Raw genomic sequence first — 21,972 nt, 5'->3', positions numbered from 1 at the left:
GCCGCGAAGGCCCGGCATGCCCCGGAGTTCAGCTCGGCCAGGGGACCATCGACGCGAACAGCAGCACCGAGAGCAGGACCGTGCAGGGCGCGAGGAGGGCGAGGATCCAGCGCGGGGCGGCGTTCCGTTCACTCCACGGCAGGCACCAGCCGACCAGCAGCAGCACGAAGGCGACGCCGAGACCGACCCGGAGGACGGCGTAGGCGGTGTCGAAGCCCGCGGTGAACCGGTCGGCCTCCGCTCCGTTGCAGGAGTCGCAGGCCATGGGGGCCAGTCCGGCGAAGACGAAGGCGAAGGAGCTCGCGGGAAGCGTGAGCACGGTCGCGATCAACGGCGCGACCCACGCACGGCGCGCGGTGCCGCTCTGTGTGGTGTCCGGCATGGCCCCCACCCAACCGCGGGCCGGAAGCGGACACATGAGCACCGCTACTCAGGTGCGGGCGTGTCCGCTACGCAGACGACCAAGCCGGTCCAGGCCGTGACCCGGACGGCGAGGCAGGACCTGAACCACCCGTATGGGCGACCAACGCCAAGTTTTGACGAGCCACTGCTCCTCGCCGTCGAGGCCCAGGGCAAGAAGGATCCGGACAAGCCCGCGAGTTGGGCGTACTACGCCTCGTACCTGCTCACGAAGTACCGGCTGCAGCCGATACTGCTGGTCGTCTGCCAGGACCGCGCGACCGCCGAATGGGCGGCGCGCCCGGTCCGCTTCGGCCCTCGCCAGTGGCCTCTGCTCACCCTGCGCCCTCTGGTCGCCGGACCGCACAACATGCCGGTGCTCACCGACCCCGCCGCAGTCCGCAAGGATCTCGTGCTCGCCACGCTGTCCGCGATCACCCACGTCACGCATCCGGACATCGGGGCCATACTCAAAGCAGTGACAACCGTGCTGCGGGACACACCCCCGGCCCTCGCCGACCCGATCATCGAACTCATTGCACAGGGCCTGGGGAACCACCCAGCCGCAGAACTTTGGAGGAAACTGGTGGCCGTGGACCTCTCTTTCTACAAGTCGCCCCTTTCCCAAGAGCTCCGGGCGGAAGGCCGGGAGAAAGGCCTGGAGGAAGGCCTGAAGGAAGGCCTGGCACGACGCGCCGCCGAGGACGTCCTGGACGTCCTGGACGTGCGTGGCCTCGACGTCCCCGAAGCGGTCCGCGAGCGCATCACCGACTGCGGTGACCCGGAGACCCTGCGTCACTGGCACCGGCGCGCCGTCACCGCCCGAACGGCCGAGGAGATCTTCGAGGGCGAGTAGCCGGTGGAACGCGAAGAGGCCCGTACGACTCACGTCGTACGGGCCTCTTCAGGCCGGACACCGACCCTCAAGCAAGAGGAACTTACTTGACGATCTTGGTGACCTGGCCGGCGCCCACGGTGCGGCCACCCTCACGGATGGCGAACTTCAGGCCCTCTTCCATGGCGACGGGCTGGATGAGCTCCACCTTCATCTCGGTGTTGTCACCCGGCATGACCATCTCGGTGCCCTCGGGGAGGGTCACCACGCCGGTCACGTCCGTCGTACGGAAGTAGAACTGCGGACGGTAGTTGTTGAAGAACGGCGTGTGGCGGCCACCCTCGTCCTTGGACAGGATGTACGCCTGCGCCTCGAACTCGGTGTGCGGGGTGACCGAGCCCGGCTTGATGATGACCTGGCCGCGCTCGACGTCCTCGCGCTTGATGCCGCGAAGCAGCAGACCGACGTTCTCACCGGCCTGGCCCTCGTCGAGCAGCTTGCGGAACATCTCGATGCCGGTGACCGTGGTGGAGGTCTTCTCCGGCTTGATGCCGATGATCTCGACGGTCTCGTTGACCTTGAGGACACCGCGCTCGATACGGCCGGTGACGACCGTACCGCGACCGGTGATCGTGAAGACGTCCTCGATCGGCATCAGGAACGGCTTGTCGACGTCACGCTCGGGCTGCGGGATCGACTCGTCGACGGCCGCCATCAGGTTGAGGACGGAGTCCACCCACTCCTTCTCGCCCTCGAGCGCCTTCAGAGCGGAGACCTTGACGACCGGAACGTCGTCGCCCGGGAACTCGTACTCGGTGAGGAGCTCACGGACCTCGAGCTCGACGAGCTCCAGGATCTCCTCGTCGTCCACCATGTCGGCCTTGTTCAGGGCGACAACGATGTAGGGAACGCCGACCTGGCGGGCCAGGAGCACGTGCTCCTTGGTCTGCGGCATCGGGCCGTCGGTGGCGGCGACCACCAGGATCGCGCCGTCCATCTGGGCGGCACCGGTGATCATGTTCTTGATGTAGTCCGCGTGACCCGGGCAGTCGACGTGGGCGTAGTGACGCGACTCGGTCTGGTACTCGACGTGCGCGATGGAGATGGTGATACCGCGCTGGCGCTCCTCGGGCGCCTTGTCGATGTTGTCGAACGGGGTGGCCTCGTTCAGGTCCGGGTACGCGTCGTGCAGCACCTTGGTAATGGCGGCCGTGAGGGTCGTCTTACCGTGGTCGATGTGACCGATGGTGCCGATGTTGACGTGCGGCTTAGTCCGCTCGAACTTCGCCTTCGCCACTGGGGTCCTCCTGTGGAGTGGTTCTGTACGCCTTACTCATCGGCGCCAGGTGATCTTTGCTGGGGTGCCGCCCGCCGGGGTTCTCTCCGGGGCCCGAGACCCGGGGTCTCGGCCGTGGATCGGATCCCCGGCGGTCGGTGTCAAGCCTAAAGCGTGTGAACGGGGTGCGTTACTCGCCCTTGGCCTTCGCGATGATCTCCTCGGCGACGTTCCGCGGAACCTCGGCGTAGGAGTCGAACTGCATCGAGTAGCTCGCGCGACCCGACGTCTTGCTGCGGAGGTCGCCGACATAGCCGAACATCTCCGACAGCGGAACCAGGCCCTTCACGACGCGGGCGCCGGCACGCTCCTCCATGGCCTGGATCTGGCCACGACGGGAGTTGATGTCACCGATGACCTCGCCCATGTAGTCCTCGGGCGTGGTGACCTCGACGGCCATCATCGGCTCGAGCAGCACGGGGCTGGCCTTGCGGGCGGCCTCCTTGAACGCCTGCGAACCGGCGATCTTGAACGCCAGTTCGGAGGAGTCGACCTCGTGGTAGGCACCGTCCAGCAGGATGACGCGCACGCCGGTCATCTCGTAACCGGCGAGGATGCCGAACTGCATGGCCTCCTGGGCACCGGCGTCGACCGAAGGGATGTACTCCTTCGGGATACGGCCACCGGTGACCTGGTTCACGAACTCGTAGGAGGTGTCACCGCTCTCGATCGGCTCGATCGAGATGATCACCCGGCCGAACTGACCGGTACCACCGGTCTGCTTCTTGTGGGTGTACTCGACCTTGTCGACCTTCCTGCGGATGGTCTCGCGGTAGGCGACCTGCGGCTTGCCGACGTTGGCCTCGACCCTGAACTCACGGCGCATGCGGTCGACCAGCACCTCGAGGTGCAGTTCGCCCATGCCGCCGATGATGGTCTGGCCGGTCTCCTCGTCCGAGTGGACCTGGAAGGACGGGTCCTCCTCGGCCAGGCGCTGGATCGCGACGCCCAGCTTCTCCTGGTCGCCCTTCGACTTGGGCTCGATGGCGACCTGGATGACCGGCGCCGGGAAGTCCATGGACTCCAGGATCACCGGGGCCTTGTCGTCGCACAGCGTCTCACCGGTCGTGGTCTGCTTCAGGCCCATGACCGCGACGATGTCGCCGGCGCCCACCGAGTCGATCTCCTCACGCTTGTTCGCGTGCATGCGGTAGATCTTGCCGATGCGCTCCTTGCGGCCCTTGACGGAGTTCAGCACGGCGGAGCCGGACTCCAGACGGCCGGAGTACACACGGACGAAGGTGAGCTTGCCCAGGTGCGGGTCGCTCATGATCTTGAACGCCAGCGCGGACAGCGGCTCGTCGTCGGACGGCTTGCGCTTGACGACCGTCTCCGGGTCCTTGACGTCGTGACCCTCGATGGCCTCGATGTCGACCGGGGACGGCAGGTAGCGCACGACCGCGTCGAGCAGGGGCTGGACGCCCTTGTTCTTGAACGCGGTGCCGCAGAACACCGGGGTGACGGTGGTGCCGGTGCCCTTGCCGGACGCGATGGTGATACGACGGATCGCGGCGTAGAGCTGCTCCTCGGTGGGCTCCTCGCCCTCCAGGTACAGCTCCATCAGCTCTTCGTCGTTCTCCGCGACGGCCTCGAGCAGCTTGCCGCGCCACTCCTCGGCCGCCTCGGTGTGCGTGGCCGGGATGTCGACGGTGTCGTACATCTCGCCCTTGGTCGCCTCCGCGGACCAGACCAGGGCCTTCATGCGGACCAGGTCCACGACGCCCTTGAAGTCGGCCTCCGCACCGATCGGCAGCTGCATGACCAGCGGCTGCGCGCCCAGGCGGTCGGAGATCATGTCGACGCAGCGGTGGAACTCGGCACCGGTGCGGTCGAGCTTGTTGACGAAGCAGATGCGCGGAACGCCGTAGCGGTCCGCCTGACGCCACACCGTCTCGGACTGGGGCTCGACGCCGGCGACGCCGTCGAACACCGTCACGGCACCGTCGAGCACGCGCAGGGAACGCTCCACCTCGACGGTGAAGTCGACGTGACCCGGCGTGTCGATGATGTTGATGGTGTGGTCGACGTTCTCCAGCGGCCAGTGGCAGGTGGTGGCAGCAGAGGTGATCGTGATGCCACGCTCCTGCTCCTGCTCCATCCAGTCCATGGTGGCAGCGCCGTCGTGGACCTCACCGATCTTGTAGGAAACGCCGGTGTAGAACAGGATCCGCTCGGTGGTGGTCGTCTTGCCCGCGTCGATGTGGGCCATGATCCCGATGTTGCGGACCCTGGCCAGGTCAAGTGAAGTGGTAGCCATAAGGCTTCAGTCTTCTCTCGGTCTCGATGGGGTAGCGACTACCAGCGGTAGTGCGCGAAGGCCTTGTTGGACTCGGCCATCTTGTGCGTGTCCTCGCGCTTCTTCACCGCGGCACCGAGGCCGTTGGAGGCGTCGAGGAGCTCGTTGAGCAGACGCTCGGTCATGGTCTTCTCGCGACGGGCGCGGGAGTAACCGACCAGCCAGCGCAGCGCCAGGGTGCTGGCACGGCCGGGCTTGACCTCGACCGGGACCTGGTAGGTGGCGCCACCGACACGGCGGGACTTGACCTCGAGGGTCGGCTTGATGTTCTCGAGAGCGCGCTTGAGCGTGATGACGGGGTCGTTGCCCGTCTTCTCGCGCAGGCCCTCCATGGCGCCGTAGACGATGCGCTCGGCGGTGGAGCGCTTGCCGTTCAGCAGCACCTTGTTGATCAGCGAGGTCACCAGAGGAGAGCCGTAGACCGGGTCGATGATGACCGGGCGCTTCGGGGCGGGGCCCTTACGAGGCATTCTTACTTCTCCTTCTTGGCGCCGTAGCGGCTGCGAGCCTGCTTGCGGTTCTTGACACCCTGGGTGTCGAGCGAGCCGCGGATGATCTTGTAGCGAACACCCGGCAGGTCCTTCACACGGCCGCCGCGCACGAGCACGATGGAGTGCTCCTGCAGGTTGTGTCCCTCACCCGGAATGTAGGCCGTGACCTCGATCCCGCTGGTCAGACGCACACGCGCGACCTTACGCAGGGCCGAGTTCGGCTTCTTCGGGGTGGTCGTGAACACACGCGTGCAGACGCCACGGCGCTGAGGGGAACCCTCGAGTGCGGGCGTCTTGTTCTTCTCGACCTTGTCCTGCCGGCCCTTGCGGACCAGCTGCTGGATCGTAGGCACTACTTCTCCGGTTTCTGTGTGCCGATGGGTACAGCTAACCTGGAACGTCGCCGACCCACGCGGTCGGGTGTGTCGAATCCCGCGGACTCCCGCCGCCAGGCAGAAAGAGGCGCAGATTACGGTGGCCGGTGACGGCCCCCGGTGCGGTTTGCAGGCACGCACGAGAGCCAGGGCACACCCCAGGCACAAGGTCTGAGCGTACCTAGCGCACTGACTCCGGTCAAAACAAAAGCAACGGGGCCGATCACGGCCGGCGTCCCCGCCGTCCGGGCCGCGCGTCGGGTGTGTGGCGCGCCACATGGCACGGAACGACCGGCGCGCACCCGCGCGGCCACCGGCTGCGGGCGCGGGAGACGGACGCTCCCCTCGTCTACCCCGCCGGGGCGGCGGTATTCCTGTCGTCCCCGGCATTGTGGGCCCCGGGCACACGGACCGGCGGAGTGTGATCCGTCTCGCGCGTGTCGTGGCCCACGAAGTACGCCGGACGGTTCTGTACGGCCGTGTAGATGCGGGCGACGTACTCGCCGAGCAGGCCGACGCAGATCAACTGGACCGCGCCGATGAAGAGGACCCCGGTGAAGAGCGAGGTCCATCCGGGAACCGTGTGCCCCTGGGCGTACGCGCCGAGCGAGTAGGCCATCAGTGCCAGGCAGACCAGGAACGCGAAGCCGCCGAGCCAGGTGGCCAGGCGCAGCGGGGCCGCGGAGAAGCCGGTGATGCTGTCGACGGCGAGCCGGATCATGCGGCCGAGGGGGTACTTGCTACGGCCCGCGGTACGTGGCGCGCGCTCGTAGCTGACCCGGCCGCTGGGGAACCCCAGCCAGGGCACGAGGAGGCGGTAGACCCGCTGCTGGTCCGGCAGCGCCTTCAGGGCGTCCACCGCGGCCCGGCTCAGCAGCCGGAAGTCGCCGGCCTGGGCGGGCACGGCCGGTCCTGCAAGGCGGCGCACGAGCCAGTAGTAGATGCCGGCCGTCCACCGTTTGAAGCCGGTGTCGCTGGCGCGGTCGGCGCGGATGCCGTAGACGATGTCGAGGCCCTCGCCGCGGGCCAGCGCGAGCATGTCGGGGATCTTCTCGGGCGGGTCCTGGAGGTCCGCGTCGAGGCTGACGGCGTACGCGCCCACCGCCCGGTCCAGACCGGCCGTCAGGGCTGCCTGGTGGCCCGAGTTGCGGCGCAGCGCCACGACGCGGAGTTCCGGCCAGCCGAGCCGGAAGGCGGCGAGCAGCTCACGGGTGCGGTCCGTGCTGCCGTCGTCGACGGCGACCAGCTCGTACGGCTCCGCCAGACCGTCCAGGACCGGGCGCAGCCGGCTGACGAGGGCCGGCAGGGCCTCTTCCTCGTTGTACATGGGTATGACGACCGACAGCACAGTCGTGCCGTCGGTCGCGCCGTCGATCGTCTCGCCCACCCGTCGCTCCCCACCCGCCGTTACGATGCAACGCCGGCGTGATCTTATGACGCATATATGAGGACCCGTGGGTCCGAGAGCGTCGTCCGGCTCGGACGGTCGGGCGACCAGGGGGGTATCAGGGGCATGGGCACGGCTTACGGCGGCACGGCGACGGGCTCCGCGCCCTCCGACGAGAACCAGGACGAACGGGCGGAACGGCCTCCTTGGCGCCGCCGCCCCGCCCTGCCGGCCGGCGCGCGGCCGTACGCGGCCCCGCTCGCGCTGTACGGCGCCGCCAAGCTCGTGGGCCTCACCGTCTTCGCCTGCCTGCTGGAGTACGGCGGCGACTACAAGGGCAAGAACCCGCGCTTCGGCGGCGGCGCCCACTGGTGGGACGTCCTGGGCACCTGGGACGGCTGGTGGTACCTCCAGGTCGCCGAGAAGGGCTACCACCCCGCGCCGCTGCAGCCGCTGGGCGGGGGCGGCCTGTTCACCGTGCAGCAGAACTCGGTGGCGTTCTTCCCGCTCTACCCCGGGCTGATCCGGGGGGTGTCCGAGGTGACCACGCTGGGCCTGTTCGGCTCGGCGCTGCTCGTCTCCGTGCTGGCGTCGTTCGTCGCGGCCGCCGGCATCTACGCGGTGGTGTCCACCCTGGCGGGCACCCGGGCGGGCACGATCGCCGCCGGGCTGTGGGCCGTGGCCCCCGGCGCGGGCGCCGAGTGGGCCGTGTACTCGGAGTCGGTGTTCGTCGCGATCGCGGCCTGGACCTGCCACTCCGTGATGAAGCACCGCTGGGTGGCGGCGGGGCTGCTGTCCTGCCTCGCCGGGCTGAGCCGTCCCACGGCCGCCACGCTCATCGGCGCGGTGGGACTCGCGGCGCTGGTGACCGTGGCACGGCGGGACAGCCGGCGGACGCACGGAGTGGCCGGACCCGTGTACGCGATGGTCGCGGCGCCGCTCGGCCTGATCACCTACATCGTCTGGGTGGGCCTGGGCTCGAACGACCTGACCGCCTACTTCACCCTGCAGCGCAAGGGCTGGGCCCACTACTTCGACTGGGGCGCCTACACCCTGGACGTCCTGCGCAACGTCGCGGTCGGGCACAACAAGTACCTCTTCGCCTTCACCGTGCCCGACCTGCTGGCCGTGCAGCTGGTGATCGCGCTGCCCTTCCTGATCGCGCTGATGCTGCGCAGGAGGCCGCCGCTGGTACTGGTGGCGTACACCCTGGCGAGCATCGTGACGATCCTGGGGACCCAGCAGATGTTCGGGAACACGGCCCGCTACCTGCTGCCCGCCTTCCCGCTGCTGCTCGCCCCCGCGGCGGCCCTGAGCCGGCTGAAGTGGCCGAGCCTGACGGTGTTCTTCGCGACGGCGGCGGTGGCGTCGGGGTGGTACGCGCACTACGTGATCTTCGAGCTGGGGATTCCGTAGAACGGTGGATCCTCGCGGGTCCGCGGATTCCCGCACGGCTCCCCCGCGCACCCGCCCCGCCCCGCCCCGCCGCGCCGCCCGCCGCGCCGCATCCCGACCCGCCCCGCCGCCCCACCGTGCCGTGCCGCATCCCGCCCCGCCGCGCCGATCACCGCAGCCGGCGGGCCGTCCCACGGGCCGCGCGTTCTGCGGCGAAGACGTCCTCCAGGCGGAAGAGCTGGGCCCGGCCCGCTCTGCCGGCCGGCTTGAGACGGCCCAGCTGGACCCACTTGCGGATGGTCGCGGGGGCGACACCGGCCTCCCGGGCGGCCAGTGGGCCGGGGATCAGCGCCGGCAGGCCGTCGGTCATGCGCCGGCCTCCCCGGTGACCGCCGCGCGCTCCCACTCCCCCTCGTCCCAGGTGTGCCGGTAGGCCGGATCGTCGTGGCAGCCGCAGACCGGGTCCGGGCAGCGGCACGCGGGGTTGACGCACAGCACCGCGCTGCGGTCGGGGAAGGCCCGCAGGGAGACCGAGTCGCACCAGGGGCAGCGGCCGAAGACCCGTACGACGGTCTCGGTGTCGCCCAGGGCGCGGGCGCAGCGGCGGGCCATGCGCCGTGTCTCGTCGCGCACATGTGCCGCCAGGACGGGGTCGGCTGCGATGCCGTCGAGCAGGGAGGCGATGCGGCGCAGCCGCTCGGGCACCGGGGCGCGGCGCGCCCGGGGCAGGCCGAGCCGGTCGCGGACGGCCTCCTCCAGTTCGATCACGCCGTCCGTGATGTCGCGGATGGCGTCGGAGATGTGCAGGCGCAGCGGGGCCGCGCTGTGCCCGGGGGCGACGAGGCCGTGCCGCTGCTGCAGGAGCAGGGCCTCCTCGCGCTCCTCGCGGAGCCGGCCGGCGAGGCCGGGCGGGGGCGGGGCCGAGGGACGGTGGTGGGCGGGGGTGGTGCGGCCCGGGACGAGTTCGGCGGACAGCTCCGGGAACTGCTGGAGGAGGGTGGTGATCCAGAGGGCGGCGTGGGCCGCACTGCTCTCCTCAGGCAACGGAACCTCCCTGCGCGGGGAGGTACGCCAGGGCCGCCGGAAGGTGACGGGCCGGTACGGGGACCGGCCGGCCGGAGCGCCAGAGGCGGCCGCCGCAGACACCGTCGAACCAGTTCTCGGCCGGGGCCACCGTCTCCTCGCACGCGCGGCGCACGGTGCAGCGGGCGCAGGCGCGCAGGGCGGGGGCGGCCTCCCCGGGCTTCTTGGAGAAGACGACGCGCGGCGGAAGCCCGGCGCAGGCGGCGGCGGACCGCCAGGCCGGTGCGGGTGGGCATGAGCTGGATGCGGACATGGGACCTCCCTGTGGCTCCGGGAACGCCGGCTCGGGGACGAGCCAGGCGGAGCGAACACCCATACGGTTACAGATTGCGTGCGCGCTCGCAACATTTTTCGGTCACCGTCCGCAACGCCCTCCTTACGGATGCCTCGAATCCCGACAGCTTCTCCGCTTCTCCGCATTACTTGCACGAGAGCACGTAATTCCGCGCGCGCAAGCAAGCTAAACTTGCCTTCCCCCCGAGAGAAGCGAGCACACGATGACCAGCCAGGATCTGGAGGCGTTCGCCGCGTGGGTCGAGGGCCTGATGCGCGACCGCGGCTACGACATCGACAGCCCACGCGGCGGCGGCAAGTCGCGGATCGCGGACGAGGCGGGCGTGCACCGCGCCGCCGTGACCCGCCTGCTGCAGCGCCAGAGCATGCCGGACCTGGAGACCACGCGCCGACTCGCCCGCGCCCTGGGCGTGCCGGTGCGCGACATGCTCATCCGCTCCGGCCGGCTCACCGCGGAGGAACTGGCGGACCCCCACGACCAGTTGGTCGCCCCGGCGCCCAGCGCGGAGTTCGCCCGCCGTCCCACGCTCGAAGAGGTCGCCGACCTGCTGGGCGTGCCCACCGACCGGCGGGACATGTTCGTGCGGGTCGTGGAGCAGTTCCTGCCGAGCGAGGCGGAGACCGAGGCGGCCCAGGCGCTGGAGGACGGGCGGACGCCGATGGAGCCGGCGACAGGGACCTCCCTCGGCGCCGACTGACCTCACCACCGGCGGCCGGCACCCGCGGCGGCGGTTCACATCACCCGCACCGTCTTCGCCCGGCTCCCCCGCCGCACGCACCAACCGGAGCCCCGGCAGTTCCCCAACGCTCACCGCTCACCGCTCACCGCCTCCCGCCCCATCGCCTCGCCCGCCGGCCGGCCGCCGCCTCCCCGCCCGGCCTTTCCACCGCTCCCGCCCCCCTCGTCGCAAGCACCTCCCCGATTTAGTTGCGCGCGCGCACGCTCACCTGTCACAGTTGGTGCAGCGGCGGAGCTGTGCCCCCGAGGCGGGCCAGGTCGTCTCGCCGTATGCCGGGCCAGGGCGCCGCGGCCCCTCCCCTCCCCCCGCGCGGCGCCCGCCCGGTGTCTCTCACTCCGCCCAGTCGTCCCGAGGTGACCCGGCATGACCACACCCACCCCACCGAGCGCCTTCCCCGATGTCGAGGCCCTGGTCGTCGACATCCTGCAGGCCGACTCCGCCCTGTCCACGGCGCTCGTCACCGTGCAGCCGCCGACGGGCTTCGACGGCACGGCCGCCGCCGTCCTCGTCAACCGGCGCGGCGGCGCCTGGATCGGCCAGCTCCACGTCGACCAGCCGCTCATCGAGCTGGAGGTGTACGGCCCGACCAAGCACGACGCGCACGTCCTGGCCAACTCGGCGCGCCGCGCCCTGATGGCCGCGGCGGGCAACACCTACGGCACCAACCAGATCACCGAGGTGGAGGAGATGGACGGCCCGCGCTGGCTGCCCGACTACCTCTACTCCGGAGCCAACCGCTACGTGGCCGTACTGAAGGTGTTCCTGAACGTCTACTGAGCACCACTGCTGAGCACCACGGACGTTCACGCCCGGGCGGTGTTCCCACCGCCCCCCCACAGACCGAAGGCCCCGCCACCCCCGGCGGGGCCTTCGCCGTACCCGGACCAACACGGGGACGGCAGCCCAACAACCCTCTGTACAAGGAGATAACCAACCATGGCAGGTACCAACTCCTCCGAGATCCGCATCGCCGGCGTCGGCCGCCTCTACGTCGCCGCCCCCGGCACGGCCGTACCGACCGCCTTCACCGGCGACTCCGCCGCCGACTGGGGCACCGGCTGGAAGAACCTCGGTTTCACCAGCGGCGAAGGCGTCACCTTCAGCAAGAAGGACAAGCTGGAGCCGATCGACGTGTGGCAGGCGGTCAGCCCGGTCCACTTCGTCTACTCGGACCGGGACCTGACGCTGAAGTTCTCGCTGATGCAGTTCAACGAGGACACGCTGCCGTTCTTCATGGGCGGCGGCGCCGTCAACGCGGTGGACGCCACCAACAACCCGGGCGTCTACCGGTACAACGTCGCGGACCAGCCGCACGCCGACGCCCGGGCGCTCGGCCTGGAGTTCACCGACGTCCGGGCCGACGACGGCTCCACCGTGACCTACCGCTTCGGCGTGCCGCGCGGCCAGGTCACGGCGTCGGACGACATCAAGCTCGCCCGCAAGGCCGCGGCCCAGCTCGGCATCACCTTCACGGCCATGGCCGCGGCCGACGGGTCGGCGCTGGCCAGCTTCGTGATGAAGGACGCCTCGTACCTGGTCTGAGTCACCGGCTGATCACCGGCCGATCCACCGGCCGATCCACCGGCCGATCCACCGGCCGATCCACCGGCCGATCCACCGGCCGATCCACCGGGCGGGGCGGCCGGTGCCGCCCCGCCCGCCCCGCCCATCCGCCTGTCAGGACCCACTCGGCCCCCGGGGCCCCACGGACGCACAAGGAGCACACATCACCATGGCCCGTTTCGACGTCAACGCCGCCCGCGCCCAGCGCCTGGAAGCCCTCGGCCGCACCTGGTCGTTCGAGCTCGACGGCGAGACCTACACCCTGCCCACCGAGCTGACGCGCGCGACCGCGAAGTCGCTGCGCAAGCTCGACGACAACGACGTGGACGGGCTGCTGCGACTGCTCATGGGCGAGCAGCAGTTCACCAGGTTCGAGCGGCACGAGGTCACCATGCAGGACATCGCCGCCGTCCTGGAGGCCTACGGCAAGGAGACCGGGCTCGGCCTGGGGGAAGACTGAGCCTCGTCGGGTTCGTCGACGAACACGCCGAGGCCCTCGAAGCGGACCTGCTCCGCTACTACGGCATCGACCTGCTCGACTGGCACCGCGACCGCCTCTCCGCCCGTCGTCTCGCGGTGCTGGTCAAGCACCTGCCGCGGGACAGCGCCCTCAACCGGGAGCTGCACGGCGAGGCGGCCGACTGGTCGGTGACGGATCATCTGCTGGCGGCCGCCGTGGACCATCTGGCGGCCGCCAACTGGATGTTCGCCTGCGTCAACTCGGCCGAGGACGGGGACCAGCCGGAACCGCCGGCTCCGGTGCCGCGCCCTGCGGACCCGGTGGAGGAGCCGGACGGCGCCGGGCCCGGTGCCGCAGAAGGGACCGCCGCGGCACCGGCCGACACCGGCGGCGGCACCGGCACCGGCACCGGGGCGCCCTCCCCGCATCAGCTGGCCGGGTTCTTCGCCTGAACGAGCGGGCGGTCCCGCACCCGCTCAGCGGGAGTCCGACGGCCCGGGCTGCTCGTCGCTCCGTCGGCCGGCCGCCCGCCCCTCCAGTTCGTCGGCGAGGGCGCGGGCCCGGTCCGACAGCCGGGGCCGTTCCGCGCCCCGGGGCGCCGAGGACTCGGCCGGATCCTCCTGCCATTCCTCCGGCTCCGCCCGTCGTCCCCTGTCCCGCCCGGCCCCCGCCTCACCGGGTCGGTCGAGCGGGGGCACGCTGGGCCGCCCGTTGCGGCGGACCACCGGCCGCCGGTCCGACGGCGCCGACCGCTTCCCGCGTATCTCGCGGGCGGACAACAGGATGTCGGCCGCGGAACCGGGCGTCGGCCCGCCGCTCGGGTCCCGTGACTCGTCCCCGGCATCGGCGGCAGTCTCCGTACCGTTGGGCGGTGGAGGGGGAACGGACGGGAGCGCGTCGGCCGCATGCCGACCGCCCCCCTCGCGGGCCCCCTCCTCACGGCCGTACGGCGCGGCAGGGGCATCGCGGGACGCCCCGGACGCCCCGGCCGCACCGCCGGCGCCGTGCCCCCGCACCGGTGTCCCGTCCGCCACGGACCGCTCCCGCTCCCCGCGTCTCTCCACCCGCGTCACCTCCGAAGGGGGGCGCAGGAGCTGGACGTAGGGCAGCGGTATCACCTCGCCGCCGCCCCGCTCGCCCTCGGGCCGACGGGCCCGGCGCGGGCGGCGTCCCGTGCGGGCGTCCTCCTGCCCCTGGAGGTAGGCCGCGGTGATCCGCTCCTCGTACGCCCTCCGTATCGCGGGCAGCTGCTCGTCGACCACATCGGCCCAGCCCGCGCTGTAGGCGGACAGTTCGCGCCGGTCGAGCTCGCCCCGGGGAAGGATCACCAGCTCGTCCGGCGCGTATCCGAGGCGGAGGACGAGCTCGGAGACACGGGCGATGAGATGTGGCAGATCGGGGGCTGGTTCAAGCCAGTCGATCGCATGCTGATGCCGCGCGTTCGCGTCCCGATCCACCCCATAGGCCTTGCTCTCGTCCCTGCCCCATCGCGCCCCCGCGCGAGGACGGCTGCCCCACCGCCGTCCACCGTCGTCTGACAGCCCCTCACTTCCCCTGATGAGGACCGCTGTTCACGCTTCATTCACCGACGGGAGGACGGCCGGATCCTACTCCACGAGACCGACACGAACTTCACCGCACCCCGCATCGGCGCAGGTCCGGACATGGGCCGGGAGGGCGTCCCGGCCAAACACGGAACGACACCCCCGGATTGCTCGTACACTCGTTCGAATAGGGGGCGCGCACGCACCCCAGAGGCGCCACCTGTACCACCAGCCCAGCGGACAGACCGGAAAGCAGGCAGACATGGTGACTGGCACGAGCAACTCCCCACAGCAGCCGATCGACGCCTACACCCGCCTCGCCCGCCTCCTGCGCACCCCCGCCCCCGACCGCGAAGCCCTGCTGGACCGGCTGTACGAGGAACTGCTCGCCCGCGAGTCACACGCCTACGCGGCCGGCTGGTCGGACGCATTGACGGAGGCGCGACGGGCACAGCACCACCGACGGCCGTAGCGGCCCGCTCACACCACGAACGTGCACCAGACCCGCTTCTCGTCGAACCCCGCGCGATGCCACCCCCACCGCCGGGACACCGCCTCGACGAGCCGCAGCCCCTGCCCGCCCCCGGCCAACGGACCGCTCCCCGCGCACAGTCCAGGCATCCGATCGGGCGCGCGATCCAGCACCGTCACCCACGGCAGTGGCGGCACGAACCACCGCCCGGCCCCCAGCGCCAGCTCCAGCCCGGCGAGCGCCCACCTGCCCGGCATGTTCCAAGTCGAGAGCCACGCCCGTGCTCTCTTCGACCTGTTCATCCCGGCAGTTCCGCATCTGGAGGTCGAGCTCCGCATCGCGCAATGCCTGGCCCGACACTGCGTGACCACCAAGGAGGCCCCGGTGCCGTACCAGGGCCTGATTCACGGGGCGGCCCTCCGCATGCAGGTGGGCGGGCGTCAGATGGCCCGCGCACAGCTCAAGCACCTGCTCTCGGAAAGCGAGCGCGACACCGTCACGCTGCTCGTGATCCCGTTCAGCGCAGGCGGATTCCCCATGGCCGGCGACTCCGTGCTCTACGCAGCGGCCTCCAGCCCCCACCTGGACACCGTGCAGGTGGACGCCCCCACCGGGGCCGTCTTCATCGACGCCCCCGCCCAACTGGCCAAGTTTCGACGCCGAAACCGGCCCCCGCATCGCAATCCGCGACTCCAAGCACCCGGACATGCCCTGGGCCACCGCGAACCGGAAGGCATGGGCGGAGTTCGCGGGTGCCCTGGGGGCGGGCCTGCTGCGGGCGAATCCGTAGGGGCGGCATCCTGCCCGGCGCCGCTCGACCAGGAGCACCGGAGACCTCGGCCCGACCACCTCGATGCAGTTCGGCCTTCACGTCGACGACTTCCTCACGGCCCTACTGGGCGGCGTCATCACCCGCACATCGGTTCTCGTACTTTTGCCGCTCGGCCCGCAGCCGGCCGAAGAGGCTGCGCAACCACTCGCGGCGAGCGCCTCTGGGGGAGCAGAGCGCCGCGATACACACCGCGCAGGTCGGCAATTGGTGAGTTCGTGCCGGCCCCGCCGGCGTTTGCCGAGCCCCGTAGAGCCGCCGATGGCACAGATCCACCACTTGCCCACGAGGTCGGCCGCCCGACTGTTGCGCCTCAGTGGAAGACGAGCACGAGTACCAAGCCCACACCGATGCATACGAGCCCTGTACCCCAGTGCAGCTTCACTCCGTCCCACTCGTCGGACAGATCGATATCCGCAAGCGTCCCCGTCTTCGCCCGACTCGGCTTCCTGCGGTCGTACACCACCGGGACAACCGTGCCCACCGGTCCCCGGGGCTCCGGCCCGACCTCGATGAACCGTGGCGATCTCTTCCGGGGCGAGGTCTGTGACACCAGGACCTTGTAGTAGACGCGATGGCCGCTGCTGATCCATTCCTGAAGCTCTGACACTGCTTCACCTTCGACACCATAGCGTTTCAGATTCCGCAGCTTCAGGAAAACAAAAAGGCCGTCTAGATTCAGAAAACAAGCCACTATACCCAGAAAAATCACGATAACTCCGGCCATGGCCAGGATTGCACTCACACCATCCCCCCATTCCTCGCACCTTGTACGCACACTAGCAACGGACAATTCCACACGTCAAGTTCCATTTTAGACCCCAGAGGTTTACATGTCCCAGAAGACAGAAGACGAGATCCTGAAAAAGGTGGGAGACGTCCAGAAAGGTGTAGATGACGTAAAAACCCTGGTCTCGCCATCGAACGTCGCCACCAAGGCGGAGTTGACGACCAACACAAACAAAATCATGAAAGCCATCAAGGAGGGACCGGAAACCAGCAAGAACATCTTCGAATCGCTCTTCGAAGCACTCGGCCTCAAGGACCTGTTCGCCGCATTCAAGGACGGAGGTGACCCGTTCAGCAAGATCTTGCTGGCCATCGGTGCTCTCGCAGCGCTTGTACTCGGCAAACTTTTCGACTTCGGAAAGATGTTCAACGCGGCGTACGAGAAGATCAGTCGATCACGGGCCAACCGGAACCTGCCGGACGGCGAACGGCAGAGACCAGGGCGAGTCATCGCCATCGGCGAGTCCGGACGCCCACAGCGCATGACCCGCGCCCAGATGGACGGCCTCAATGCCGTTTCCATCAACCCGCACGGCCTCACGTCTCAGCGGCTCAACGGCCTCAAGAGCGCACTCAACGGGCTGCCGGAGAAAATTCGGGACTTCAACTCGGCGACTGCCGACATGAAGTCCCCGGGAACGATCAACAAGATCGCCAAGGCGATCGGCGAACTCAAGAAGAAGCTCACCCCGAACCCCAAGAAGAAGATCGAGGACACGGCCAAGGCCATCGGGGAACTCCACACCAAACTCGAACCCTTCGACCCGCAGAAGCTTCCCAAAGCCCGGACACTGCGGGACGTCGCCAAGGCGGCTCAGGATCTCAACCGGAACGCCGGAACGCTCAGGAACACGTTCCTGGAACTTTCACGCGAGGCCGGTAACGCCGCTGGAGCCATCGGCGCCGGCGCCTGATCACCACATTCCGCCTGAAGGAGGTGCGCAATGAGTCTCATCAGTTCGTTGAAGAAGGCCTCCGGCTCCCTGGAGGACTTCAAGTCGAAGGCATCGGGTGCCGGCTCCGCCGCCAAGGGTATCGGCAGCGCGAGCAGGACCGGGGCCACCGAGCTCAAGTCCCTCAAGACCTCGGCCCAGGGCTCCGAGAAGGAGCTCAGAAACCTCAAGACCGCGTCCGACCAGGCCGAGAAGTCGCTCGGCAAGGCCGGCAGGACCGGGTCCAGCGCAGGCAAGAACCTCGGCAAGTACGAGTCGGGGGCGAGCAAGGCGGCCAAGGGCCAGGACAAGATGAACAAGTCGATGAAGGGCAACTTCTTCGGCATGCTCATGCAGTTGCTGCAGCCGCTCATCGACAAGGTCATCGACATGGTGACCAACTCGAAGACCATGCAGAAGGTCCTGAAACAGGCCTTCCAAGTCATCAAGACCGTGATCAGCAACGTCATGAAGGCCATCGGGCCGATCATGAAGAACGCGGGCAAGCTGATCAAGTCGGTCTGGAACGGCATCAAGACGGCGGTCTCGGCCGTCGTCAAGGCCGTCGCCAAGGTCATCAAGACCTACGTCGGCATCTGGAAGAAGGTCATCACCACCGCGCTGAAGGCGATCAAGACGGTCGTCAGCAGCGTGTGGAAGGGCATCAAGGCGGTCATCTCACCGGTCGTCAACTGGGTGAAGTCCGCGATCCCCAACGCCTTCCGCGCCGTGAAGGACAAGCTGTCCAGCATCTGGGGCGGCCTGAAGGGCATCGCGAGCCGCGCCTTCGACGGCATCAAGAACGCCGTGCGGGGGCCGATCAACGCGGTCATCGGCATCATCAACCGCGCGATCGGCGCCCTCAACGGCATCCACGTGTCGATCCCGGGCTGGGTCCCGCTGGTCGGCGGCAAGACCTTCGGCGTCTCCCTGCCCCGCATTCCCGCGCTCGCGACCGGCGGTGTCGTCATGCCCCGCTCCGGCGGTGTCCCGGCGATCCTCGCCGAGGCCGGTGAGGCCGAGGCCGTCCTGCCGCTGAGCAAGCTCGACCGGCTGCTCCGCAGGGCCGCCGGGCACGGCCGGGCGCACCACGGATCCAGGAAGCACCACGGCGCGCTGCACATCGAGAATTACTACGCGGCCGAGACCAGCAGCCCGCAACGGACCGCCGACGCGCTGATGTTCCTGGCGAAGGCACGCGGATGAGCAGCGCGGTCATGCGCAACCCGTTCAAGGGGGCCGCCCCCGTCCTGCGTTCCTTCCGGACCAGGGTCGAGCAGACCCAGACGGGCCTGCGGTCCTTCACCGGCCGCATCAAGGGCGCCGCCGGCGACCTCGACCGCGTCGGCACCCCCGCCGGTCAGACTGCCACCGCCGTCCAGAAGCTCAAGACGAACGCCGACACCGCCGCCCGCTCCGTCACCAGGGCCGGGCGCACCGGCAAGGGCGCCGCCTCGGACGTCAAGTCCGTCGGAAGCAGGATCAGAAGCGCCGGAAAGGCCCTCGAGAGGCTCAAGTCGGGGCTCGGCGGCGTCTTCGCCATCGTCGGCGCGCTCATCGACGCCTCCGGCTTCCTCGGCGGCCTCCTGGACACCTTCGGCACCGCGATGACCATCGGGTCCGGCCTGATGATCGTCATCAACGCCCTGACCCGCGCCAACCCCATCGGCTTCGTCACCGGCCTGCTCCTGCCGGTGGCCGGCTGGTTGCTCGACATCGCGATGAACTCGGAGACCGGCCAGAGGCTGATGGACCAACTGGCCAAACTGATCCTCCAGTACGTCAAGAGCTACCTGACCATCCTCACCCCGGTCCTCAAGGCCATCGCGAGCGCGGTGAACACGTATGTCACCGGCTACCTCACGCTGATCACCACCGCCCTCACCGTCATCGGCACCCTCATCGGCACTGGCTTCGCCGTCCTGAAGGCCCTCACCACCGGCGACACCCGCGCCCTCAGCGGCAAGGTGTCCGCGATCTGGCATGGGTTCAGGGACGCCGTCAGGCCGGTGCTGGACTGGATCACCAAGGACATTCCCCAGGGATTCACCAGGGTCAAGAACGCGACCTCCGACACCCTGCACGCGATCGGGCAGTTCGTCACCACCGGCGCGCAGACCGTGGCCGGGGTCGTCAAGGGCCCGATCCAGGGGCTGATCGCCTTCGCGAACTGGGTGATCGACGGCCTCAACAAGCTCAGCTTCAGCTTCTTCGGCAAGAAGTTCGGGGTGCACCTGAGCAAGATCCCGATGCTCGCGGAGGGCGGCGTCGCGGTCCCCGGCGCCACCCCGCGCACCGGCCGGGTGCTGCCGCTCACCGCCCTCGACCGGGAGCGCGTGCTCGCCGCCCGGCGCCGGGCCGCGGTCACCGCCCGCCACCAGGACCACCGCCACCGCATCAAGGAGTTCCACGAAAGTCCGGGCACCGGTGCCCGCGGCATCGCGGAGGAACTGCTCTTCCTGGCATCCGCCCACGCCTGCGCATGACGGCCGGGAGCGGCGGGCGGCCGGCACCGGCCATCCAGGCCACCGCGCCGGCCCGCCCACCGCGCACGACCGTCGTTCAGCCACGACAGTGAGGTGACGGCCCCATGGCCGAGACGACCACAACCGCATACACCGACGATGTTCTCCCCGGCTCACTCATCACCCGCGACGGGCAGATGCAGTGGGCCGGACTGCTGATGGGCCCCGGCACCCCGTACGAGATCGACCGGGGCGGCCTGACCGGCTGGGAGGACCTGCCCGACTACGACACCTCCGACGCCGACCGCCCCACCGCGCACGGCGCCTGGCCGGGCGCCCGCTACGCCAAGCCCCGCAAGGTCGGCGGCACGGTGTGGACCGTACCGGCGGCCGACGACAGCGCCTCCTCGCTCGCCGCGATGCGCGCCCTGCGCCAGGCGCTGCTCCTCGGCGACGAGGAACGCTGGCTGGCGGTGCGGCTGCACGGCGAGACGCTGGCCGTGCGGGCCCGGGTCGGCCAGCGGGTGCTGGCCGCCGACCGGACCTACACCACGCAGGGCGTCTCCCGGGCGTCCGTGCAGTGGTACGCCACCGACCCGCGCCGGTACGCGGTCGCCGAGCAGTCCGCGGTCACCGGCGCGCCGCAGCCGGAGAGCGGCCTGACCTGGCCGTTGACCTGGCCTCTCTACTGGGGGCAGGCGGCCGCCACCGGTGATGTCACGATCACCAACGACGGCTCCGCGCCCACCCACCCGGTGATCACCTTCACCGGCCCGTGCGGCAATCCGACCGTCACCGACCGCGCCTCCGGCCGCAAGCTGCGCTACGGGATCACCCTGGCCGCCAGCGACGAGCTGGTCGTCGACACGGCGGCCGGCACGGTCACCCTCAACGGCAGCGCCTCACGCCGCCACACCGCCGCCGCCGACAGCAGCCCGGAGGAGCTGTTCGCCTTCGAACCGGGGCAGGCGCAGCTGGCGTTCCGCCCGGACACCTACGGCTCGGGTGCGTGGATGACCGTCCGCTGGCGCTCGGCGGAGTGGTGAGTGCCATGACCGTGCGCTCAGCATGGCTCACCGAGTCCGGCCAGAGCCGCGAGGACACCCGCGTCACCCTGTCCGGTCTGCTCACCCCGAACGCCTTCGCCGCGGAGGACATCCCGTTCAAGGCCCGCGGCGGCATCGTCCCCGGAGGGTTCGCACTCACCGGTACGGCCGGGAGCATGACCTTCACCGTCGGCCCCGGCCGCGCCTTCGTGCAGGGCGGCCGGCTCGTCCAGGGCGCCTACCCGGTGGCGGTGACCGAGCCGGAGACCCTGACCGTCGCGGACGGCGACGCCCAGTACGCCCGTATCGACCTCGTCGAACTGGCCGTCCAGGACACCGCCTACGACAGCACCGGCCAGACCCGGGCGCTGGTCCGCCTGGTCCCGGGCACTCCCGCGGCCGTGCCCACGGCGCCGAACAGCCCCGACGGCAGCGCCCTGCCGCTCTACCGGATCACGGTGCCCGCCGGCGCGTCGGCCGGCGGCGGCGGACTGGCCTGGGACAGCGCGGTCACCAACCTGCGCTACGCCACGGCGGCCCTCGGCGGGATCGTCCCGTCGTCCGGCTTCAACGGCGCCTACGCCGGCCAGTACCGGGACACCCCGGGCGTCCTGGAGCGCTGGAACGGCTCCGCCTGGGTGCCGTATCCGAAGGCGGTCGGCGGCATCGCACCGATCGGCGCGCTGAGTACCGGCGGATACGTCGGCCAGTACCGCGAGGACGCCTCCGGCCTGCTGCAACGCTGGGACGGCTCGGCCTGGCAGTACGCGGAGGGCCGTACGACCATCCTGCTCAGCGTCTCGCAGACCAGCGGGCAGTCCGTGCCGACCGGCCCGTGGACGCAGATCACCATGCAGACCGCCGACGTGGACGACGCGGGCGGCTGGTCCGGGTCGAACACCTACACCGTGCCGAGGGGCGGCTGGTGGCGCGTGTCCGCCTCCCTCACCTGGTACGCGGAGTCCACCAACGGGTCGCGCGGCGCACGGATCCACGTCAACGGCTCCGGCGTCCCGCGCGCCACCTGGCTGGTCGGCGCGGGCCCGAGCGCCACCAGCGTCGGCGGCAGCGCCCTGCTCAAGTGCGCGGCCGGCGACCAGCTCGCGCTGTACGGCCAGCAGAACTCCGGCTCCACCATCACCACTCTCGGCGGTTCCGGCTACTACACCAACCTCACGGCTGAATGGCTCAGGTCCTGACGCCCCCCGCCTCCCCGTACTCCCCCGTTCCCTTCCGGAGATC

Annotated in this window: 25 protein-coding genes and 1 pseudogene; 14 read left to right on the top strand and 12 right to left on the bottom strand. The window is 69.9% G+C overall.

The genetic code is table 11. The annotated features are described in order from the left end of the window. Positions 1-28: 28 nt before the first annotated feature. Positions 29-382, bottom strand: a complete 354-nt coding sequence (locus tag ACZ79I_RS23615) for a hypothetical protein (protein WP_471499469.1) — start codon at positions 380-382, stop codon at positions 29-31. A 120-nt stretch (positions 383-502) separates the two neighbouring features. On the opposite strand from ACZ79I_RS23615, the gene ACZ79I_RS23610 reads away from it, so the two are divergent. After that, on the top strand, positions 503-1,255 hold the full coding sequence (locus tag ACZ79I_RS23610; RefSeq protein WP_471505171.1) for a hypothetical protein: 753 nt from the start codon (positions 503-505) through the stop codon (positions 1,253-1,255). A gap of 82 nt (positions 1,256-1,337) precedes the next feature. Here the strand turns inward: ACZ79I_RS23610 and tuf are convergent, their stop codons facing one another. The 5 genes from tuf to ACZ79I_RS23585 all read right to left on the bottom strand — a co-directional run bounded on the left by tuf (position 1,338) and on the right by ACZ79I_RS23585 (position 7,058). Further along, the gene (tuf, locus tag ACZ79I_RS23605; protein WP_471499468.1) at positions 1,338-2,531 is read right to left on the bottom strand and encodes an elongation factor Tu; all 1,194 of its coding nucleotides are present in this window, start codon (positions 2,529-2,531) and stop codon (positions 1,338-1,340) included. Positions 2,532-2,700: 169 nt separating this feature from the next. Further along, positions 2,701-4,827 carry an elongation factor G gene (gene fusA, locus ACZ79I_RS23600; protein WP_471499467.1) on the bottom strand — a complete coding sequence of 709 codons (2,127 nt, stop codon included), beginning with the start codon at positions 4,825-4,827 and terminating at the stop codon, positions 2,701-2,703. A 38-nt stretch (positions 4,828-4,865) separates the two neighbouring features. After that, complete coding sequence (gene rpsG, locus ACZ79I_RS23595) at positions 4,866-5,336, bottom strand: 30S ribosomal protein S7 (RefSeq protein ID WP_030345396.1); 471 nt, start codon at positions 5,334-5,336, stop codon at positions 4,866-4,868. Positions 5,337-5,338: 2 nt separating this feature from the next. Beyond that, positions 5,339-5,710, bottom strand: a complete 372-nt coding sequence (gene rpsL, locus ACZ79I_RS23590) for a 30S ribosomal protein S12 (protein WP_003948652.1) — start codon at positions 5,708-5,710, stop codon at positions 5,339-5,341. A 370-nt stretch (positions 5,711-6,080) separates the two neighbouring features. Further along, positions 6,081-7,058: a glycosyltransferase family 2 protein gene (locus ACZ79I_RS23585; RefSeq protein ID WP_471505169.1), complete on the bottom strand. Its 978-nt coding sequence runs from the start codon at positions 7,056-7,058 to the stop codon at positions 6,081-6,083. A 186-nt stretch (positions 7,059-7,244) separates the two neighbouring features. Between ACZ79I_RS23585 and ACZ79I_RS23580 the strand changes: the two genes are divergently transcribed. Further along, positions 7,245-8,534, top strand: a complete 1,290-nt coding sequence (locus tag ACZ79I_RS23580; protein WP_471499466.1) for a glycosyltransferase family 39 protein — start codon at positions 7,245-7,247, stop codon at positions 8,532-8,534. 148 nt (positions 8,535-8,682) lie between these two features. Here the strand turns inward: ACZ79I_RS23580 and ACZ79I_RS23575 are convergent, their stop codons facing one another. Genes ACZ79I_RS23575 through ACZ79I_RS23565 form a run of 3 tightly spaced genes read right to left on the bottom strand, consistent with a single transcriptional unit; the run spans position 8,683 to position 9,849 of the window. Beyond that, complete coding sequence (locus tag ACZ79I_RS23575; protein WP_471499465.1) at positions 8,683-8,883, bottom strand: MerR family transcriptional regulator; 201 nt, start codon at positions 8,881-8,883, stop codon at positions 8,683-8,685. Further along, complete coding sequence (locus ACZ79I_RS23570; protein ID WP_471499464.1) at positions 8,880-9,557, bottom strand: hypothetical protein; 678 nt, start codon at positions 9,555-9,557, stop codon at positions 8,880-8,882. The genes ACZ79I_RS23575 and ACZ79I_RS23570 overlap by 4 nt, the downstream gene beginning before the upstream one ends. Continuing rightward, positions 9,550-9,849, bottom strand: a complete 300-nt coding sequence (locus ACZ79I_RS23565) for a WhiB family transcriptional regulator (RefSeq protein WP_471499463.1) — start codon at positions 9,847-9,849, stop codon at positions 9,550-9,552. Before ACZ79I_RS23565 ends, ACZ79I_RS23570 begins: the two co-directional genes overlap by 8 nt. Before the next feature lie 244 nt (positions 9,850-10,093). Here ACZ79I_RS23565 and ACZ79I_RS23560 point away from each other — a divergent pair, with 244 nt between their 5' ends. The 5 genes from ACZ79I_RS23560 (at position 10,094) to ACZ79I_RS23540 (ending at position 13,105) form a co-directional block, all read left to right on the top strand. After that, a complete protein-coding gene (locus ACZ79I_RS23560) occupies positions 10,094-10,588 on the top strand; it encodes a helix-turn-helix domain-containing protein (protein WP_471499462.1) in 495 nt (164 codons plus the stop codon). Between the two features lie 405 nt (positions 10,589-10,993). Continuing rightward, on the top strand, positions 10,994-11,407 hold the full coding sequence (locus ACZ79I_RS23555) for a hypothetical protein (protein WP_381081450.1): 414 nt from the start codon (positions 10,994-10,996) through the stop codon (positions 11,405-11,407). 159 nt (positions 11,408-11,566) lie between these two features. After that, positions 11,567-12,172 carry a phage tail tube protein gene (locus ACZ79I_RS23550; RefSeq protein WP_471499461.1) on the top strand — a complete coding sequence of 202 codons (606 nt, stop codon included), beginning with the start codon at positions 11,567-11,569 and terminating at the stop codon, positions 12,170-12,172. A 190-nt stretch (positions 12,173-12,362) separates the two neighbouring features. Further along, complete coding sequence (locus tag ACZ79I_RS23545; protein WP_471499460.1) at positions 12,363-12,653, top strand: hypothetical protein; 291 nt, start codon at positions 12,363-12,365, stop codon at positions 12,651-12,653. Between the two features lie 65 nt (positions 12,654-12,718). Next, entirely contained in the window at positions 12,719-13,105 is a 387-nt protein-coding gene (locus ACZ79I_RS23540; protein WP_471505167.1) for a hypothetical protein, read from the top strand. A gap of 24 nt (positions 13,106-13,129) precedes the next feature. On the opposite strand, the gene ACZ79I_RS23535 is transcribed toward ACZ79I_RS23540, so the two are convergent. Beyond that, positions 13,130-14,110, bottom strand: coding sequence for a hypothetical protein (locus ACZ79I_RS23535; RefSeq protein WP_471499459.1), 981 nt, complete (start codon positions 14,108-14,110; stop codon positions 13,130-13,132). Between the two features lie 349 nt (positions 14,111-14,459). On the opposite strand from ACZ79I_RS23535, the gene ACZ79I_RS23530 reads away from it, so the two are divergent. Continuing rightward, the gene (locus ACZ79I_RS23530; protein WP_471499458.1) at positions 14,460-14,669 is read left to right on the top strand and encodes a hypothetical protein; all 210 of its coding nucleotides are present in this window, start codon (positions 14,460-14,462) and stop codon (positions 14,667-14,669) included. Between the two features lie 8 nt (positions 14,670-14,677). On the opposite strand, the gene ACZ79I_RS23525 is transcribed toward ACZ79I_RS23530, so the two are convergent. Further along, positions 14,678-14,926 carry an ATP-binding protein gene (locus ACZ79I_RS23525; protein ID WP_471499457.1) on the bottom strand — a complete coding sequence of 83 codons (249 nt, stop codon included), beginning with the start codon at positions 14,924-14,926 and terminating at the stop codon, positions 14,678-14,680. Between ACZ79I_RS23525 and ACZ79I_RS23520 the strand changes: the two are divergent. After that, positions 14,925-15,269: pseudogene (locus tag ACZ79I_RS23520) on the top strand (Scr1 family TA system antitoxin-like transcriptional regulator); the annotation flags it as partial. The gene ACZ79I_RS23525 and the pseudogene ACZ79I_RS23520 sit on opposite strands and share 2 nt — an antisense overlap. Positions 15,270-15,811: 542 nt before the next feature. Here ACZ79I_RS23520 and ACZ79I_RS23515 read toward each other — a convergent pair. Further along, complete coding sequence (locus tag ACZ79I_RS23515; protein ID WP_471505542.1) at positions 15,812-16,225, bottom strand: hypothetical protein; 414 nt, start codon at positions 16,223-16,225, stop codon at positions 15,812-15,814. Between the two features lie 106 nt (positions 16,226-16,331). Between ACZ79I_RS23515 and ACZ79I_RS23510 the strand changes: the two genes are divergently transcribed. From ACZ79I_RS23510 to ACZ79I_RS23490, 5 genes are all read left to right on the top strand, one after another. Continuing rightward, a complete protein-coding gene (locus ACZ79I_RS23510; RefSeq protein ID WP_471499456.1) occupies positions 16,332-17,201 on the top strand; it encodes a hypothetical protein in 870 nt (289 codons plus the stop codon). Between the two features lie 30 nt (positions 17,202-17,231). Next, positions 17,232-18,425 carry a phage tail protein gene (locus ACZ79I_RS23505; protein ID WP_471499455.1) on the top strand — a complete coding sequence of 398 codons (1,194 nt, stop codon included), beginning with the start codon at positions 17,232-17,234 and terminating at the stop codon, positions 18,423-18,425. Then, positions 18,422-19,705: a phage tail family protein gene (locus ACZ79I_RS23500; RefSeq protein WP_471499454.1), complete on the top strand. Its 1,284-nt coding sequence runs from the start codon at positions 18,422-18,424 to the stop codon at positions 19,703-19,705. Before ACZ79I_RS23505 ends, ACZ79I_RS23500 begins: the two co-directional genes overlap by 4 nt. A gap of 104 nt (positions 19,706-19,809) precedes the next feature. Next, the gene (locus ACZ79I_RS23495; protein ID WP_471499453.1) at positions 19,810-20,730 is read left to right on the top strand and encodes a phage distal tail protein; all 921 of its coding nucleotides are present in this window, start codon (positions 19,810-19,812) and stop codon (positions 20,728-20,730) included. 5 nt (positions 20,731-20,735) lie between these two features. Continuing rightward, positions 20,736-21,929: a hypothetical protein gene (locus ACZ79I_RS23490; protein WP_471499452.1), complete on the top strand. Its 1,194-nt coding sequence runs from the start codon at positions 20,736-20,738 to the stop codon at positions 21,927-21,929. Positions 21,930-21,972: the final 43 nt, after the last annotated feature.

Source organism: Streptomyces sp. PSU-S4-23 (assembly GCF_055632315.1).
The sequence above is the reverse complement of the archived record's forward strand: the minus strand, read 5'-3'. Positions and strand labels throughout refer to the sequence as shown.

What these genes read in the sequence shown, in the direction of transcription:
- ACZ79I_RS23545 (WP_471499460.1), top strand. Translation starts at nt 12,363, where the DNA reads ATGGCCCGTTTCGACGTCAACGCCGCCCGCGCCCAGCGCCTGGAAGCC.
- ACZ79I_RS23585 (WP_471505169.1), bottom strand. Translation starts at nt 7,058, where the DNA reads ATGTACAACGAGGAAGAGGCCCTGCCGGCCCTCGTCAGCCGGCTGCGC.
- ACZ79I_RS23525 (WP_471499457.1), bottom strand. Translation starts at nt 14,926, where the DNA reads ATGCCGGGCAGGTGGGCGCTCGCCGGGCTGGAGCTGGCGCTGGGGGCC.
- rpsG (WP_030345396.1), bottom strand. Translation starts at nt 5,336, where the DNA reads ATGCCTCGTAAGGGCCCCGCCCCGAAGCGCCCGGTCATCATCGACCCG.
- ACZ79I_RS23555 (WP_381081450.1), top strand. Translation starts at nt 10,994, where the DNA reads ATGACCACACCCACCCCACCGAGCGCCTTCCCCGATGTCGAGGCCCTG.
- ACZ79I_RS23500 (WP_471499454.1), top strand. Translation starts at nt 18,422, where the DNA reads ATGAGCAGCGCGGTCATGCGCAACCCGTTCAAGGGGGCCGCCCCCGTC.
- ACZ79I_RS23510 (WP_471499456.1), top strand. Translation starts at nt 16,332, where the DNA reads ATGTCCCAGAAGACAGAAGACGAGATCCTGAAAAAGGTGGGAGACGTC.
- ACZ79I_RS23530 (WP_471499458.1), top strand. Translation starts at nt 14,460, where the DNA reads ATGGTGACTGGCACGAGCAACTCCCCACAGCAGCCGATCGACGCCTAC.
- ACZ79I_RS23490 (WP_471499452.1), top strand. Translation starts at nt 20,736, where the DNA reads ATGACCGTGCGCTCAGCATGGCTCACCGAGTCCGGCCAGAGCCGCGAG.
- fusA (WP_471499467.1), bottom strand. Translation starts at nt 4,827, where the DNA reads ATGGCTACCACTTCACTTGACCTGGCCAGGGTCCGCAACATCGGGATC.
- ACZ79I_RS23505 (WP_471499455.1), top strand. Translation starts at nt 17,232, where the DNA reads ATGAGTCTCATCAGTTCGTTGAAGAAGGCCTCCGGCTCCCTGGAGGAC.
- ACZ79I_RS23575 (WP_471499465.1), bottom strand. Translation starts at nt 8,883, where the DNA reads ATGACCGACGGCCTGCCGGCGCTGATCCCCGGCCCACTGGCCGCCCGG.
- ACZ79I_RS23580 (WP_471499466.1), top strand. Translation starts at nt 7,245, where the DNA reads ATGGGCACGGCTTACGGCGGCACGGCGACGGGCTCCGCGCCCTCCGAC.
- ACZ79I_RS23560 (WP_471499462.1), top strand. Translation starts at nt 10,094, where the DNA reads ATGACCAGCCAGGATCTGGAGGCGTTCGCCGCGTGGGTCGAGGGCCTG.
- ACZ79I_RS23615 (WP_471499469.1), bottom strand. Translation starts at nt 382, where the DNA reads ATGCCGGACACCACACAGAGCGGCACCGCGCGCCGTGCGTGGGTCGCG.
- ACZ79I_RS23550 (WP_471499461.1), top strand. Translation starts at nt 11,567, where the DNA reads ATGGCAGGTACCAACTCCTCCGAGATCCGCATCGCCGGCGTCGGCCGC.
- ACZ79I_RS23515 (WP_471505542.1), bottom strand. Translation starts at nt 16,225, where the DNA reads ATGGCCGGAGTTATCGTGATTTTTCTGGGTATAGTGGCTTGTTTTCTG.
- ACZ79I_RS23495 (WP_471499453.1), top strand. Translation starts at nt 19,810, where the DNA reads ATGGCCGAGACGACCACAACCGCATACACCGACGATGTTCTCCCCGGC.
- ACZ79I_RS23565 (WP_471499463.1), bottom strand. Translation starts at nt 9,849, where the DNA reads ATGTCCGCATCCAGCTCATGCCCACCCGCACCGGCCTGGCGGTCCGCC.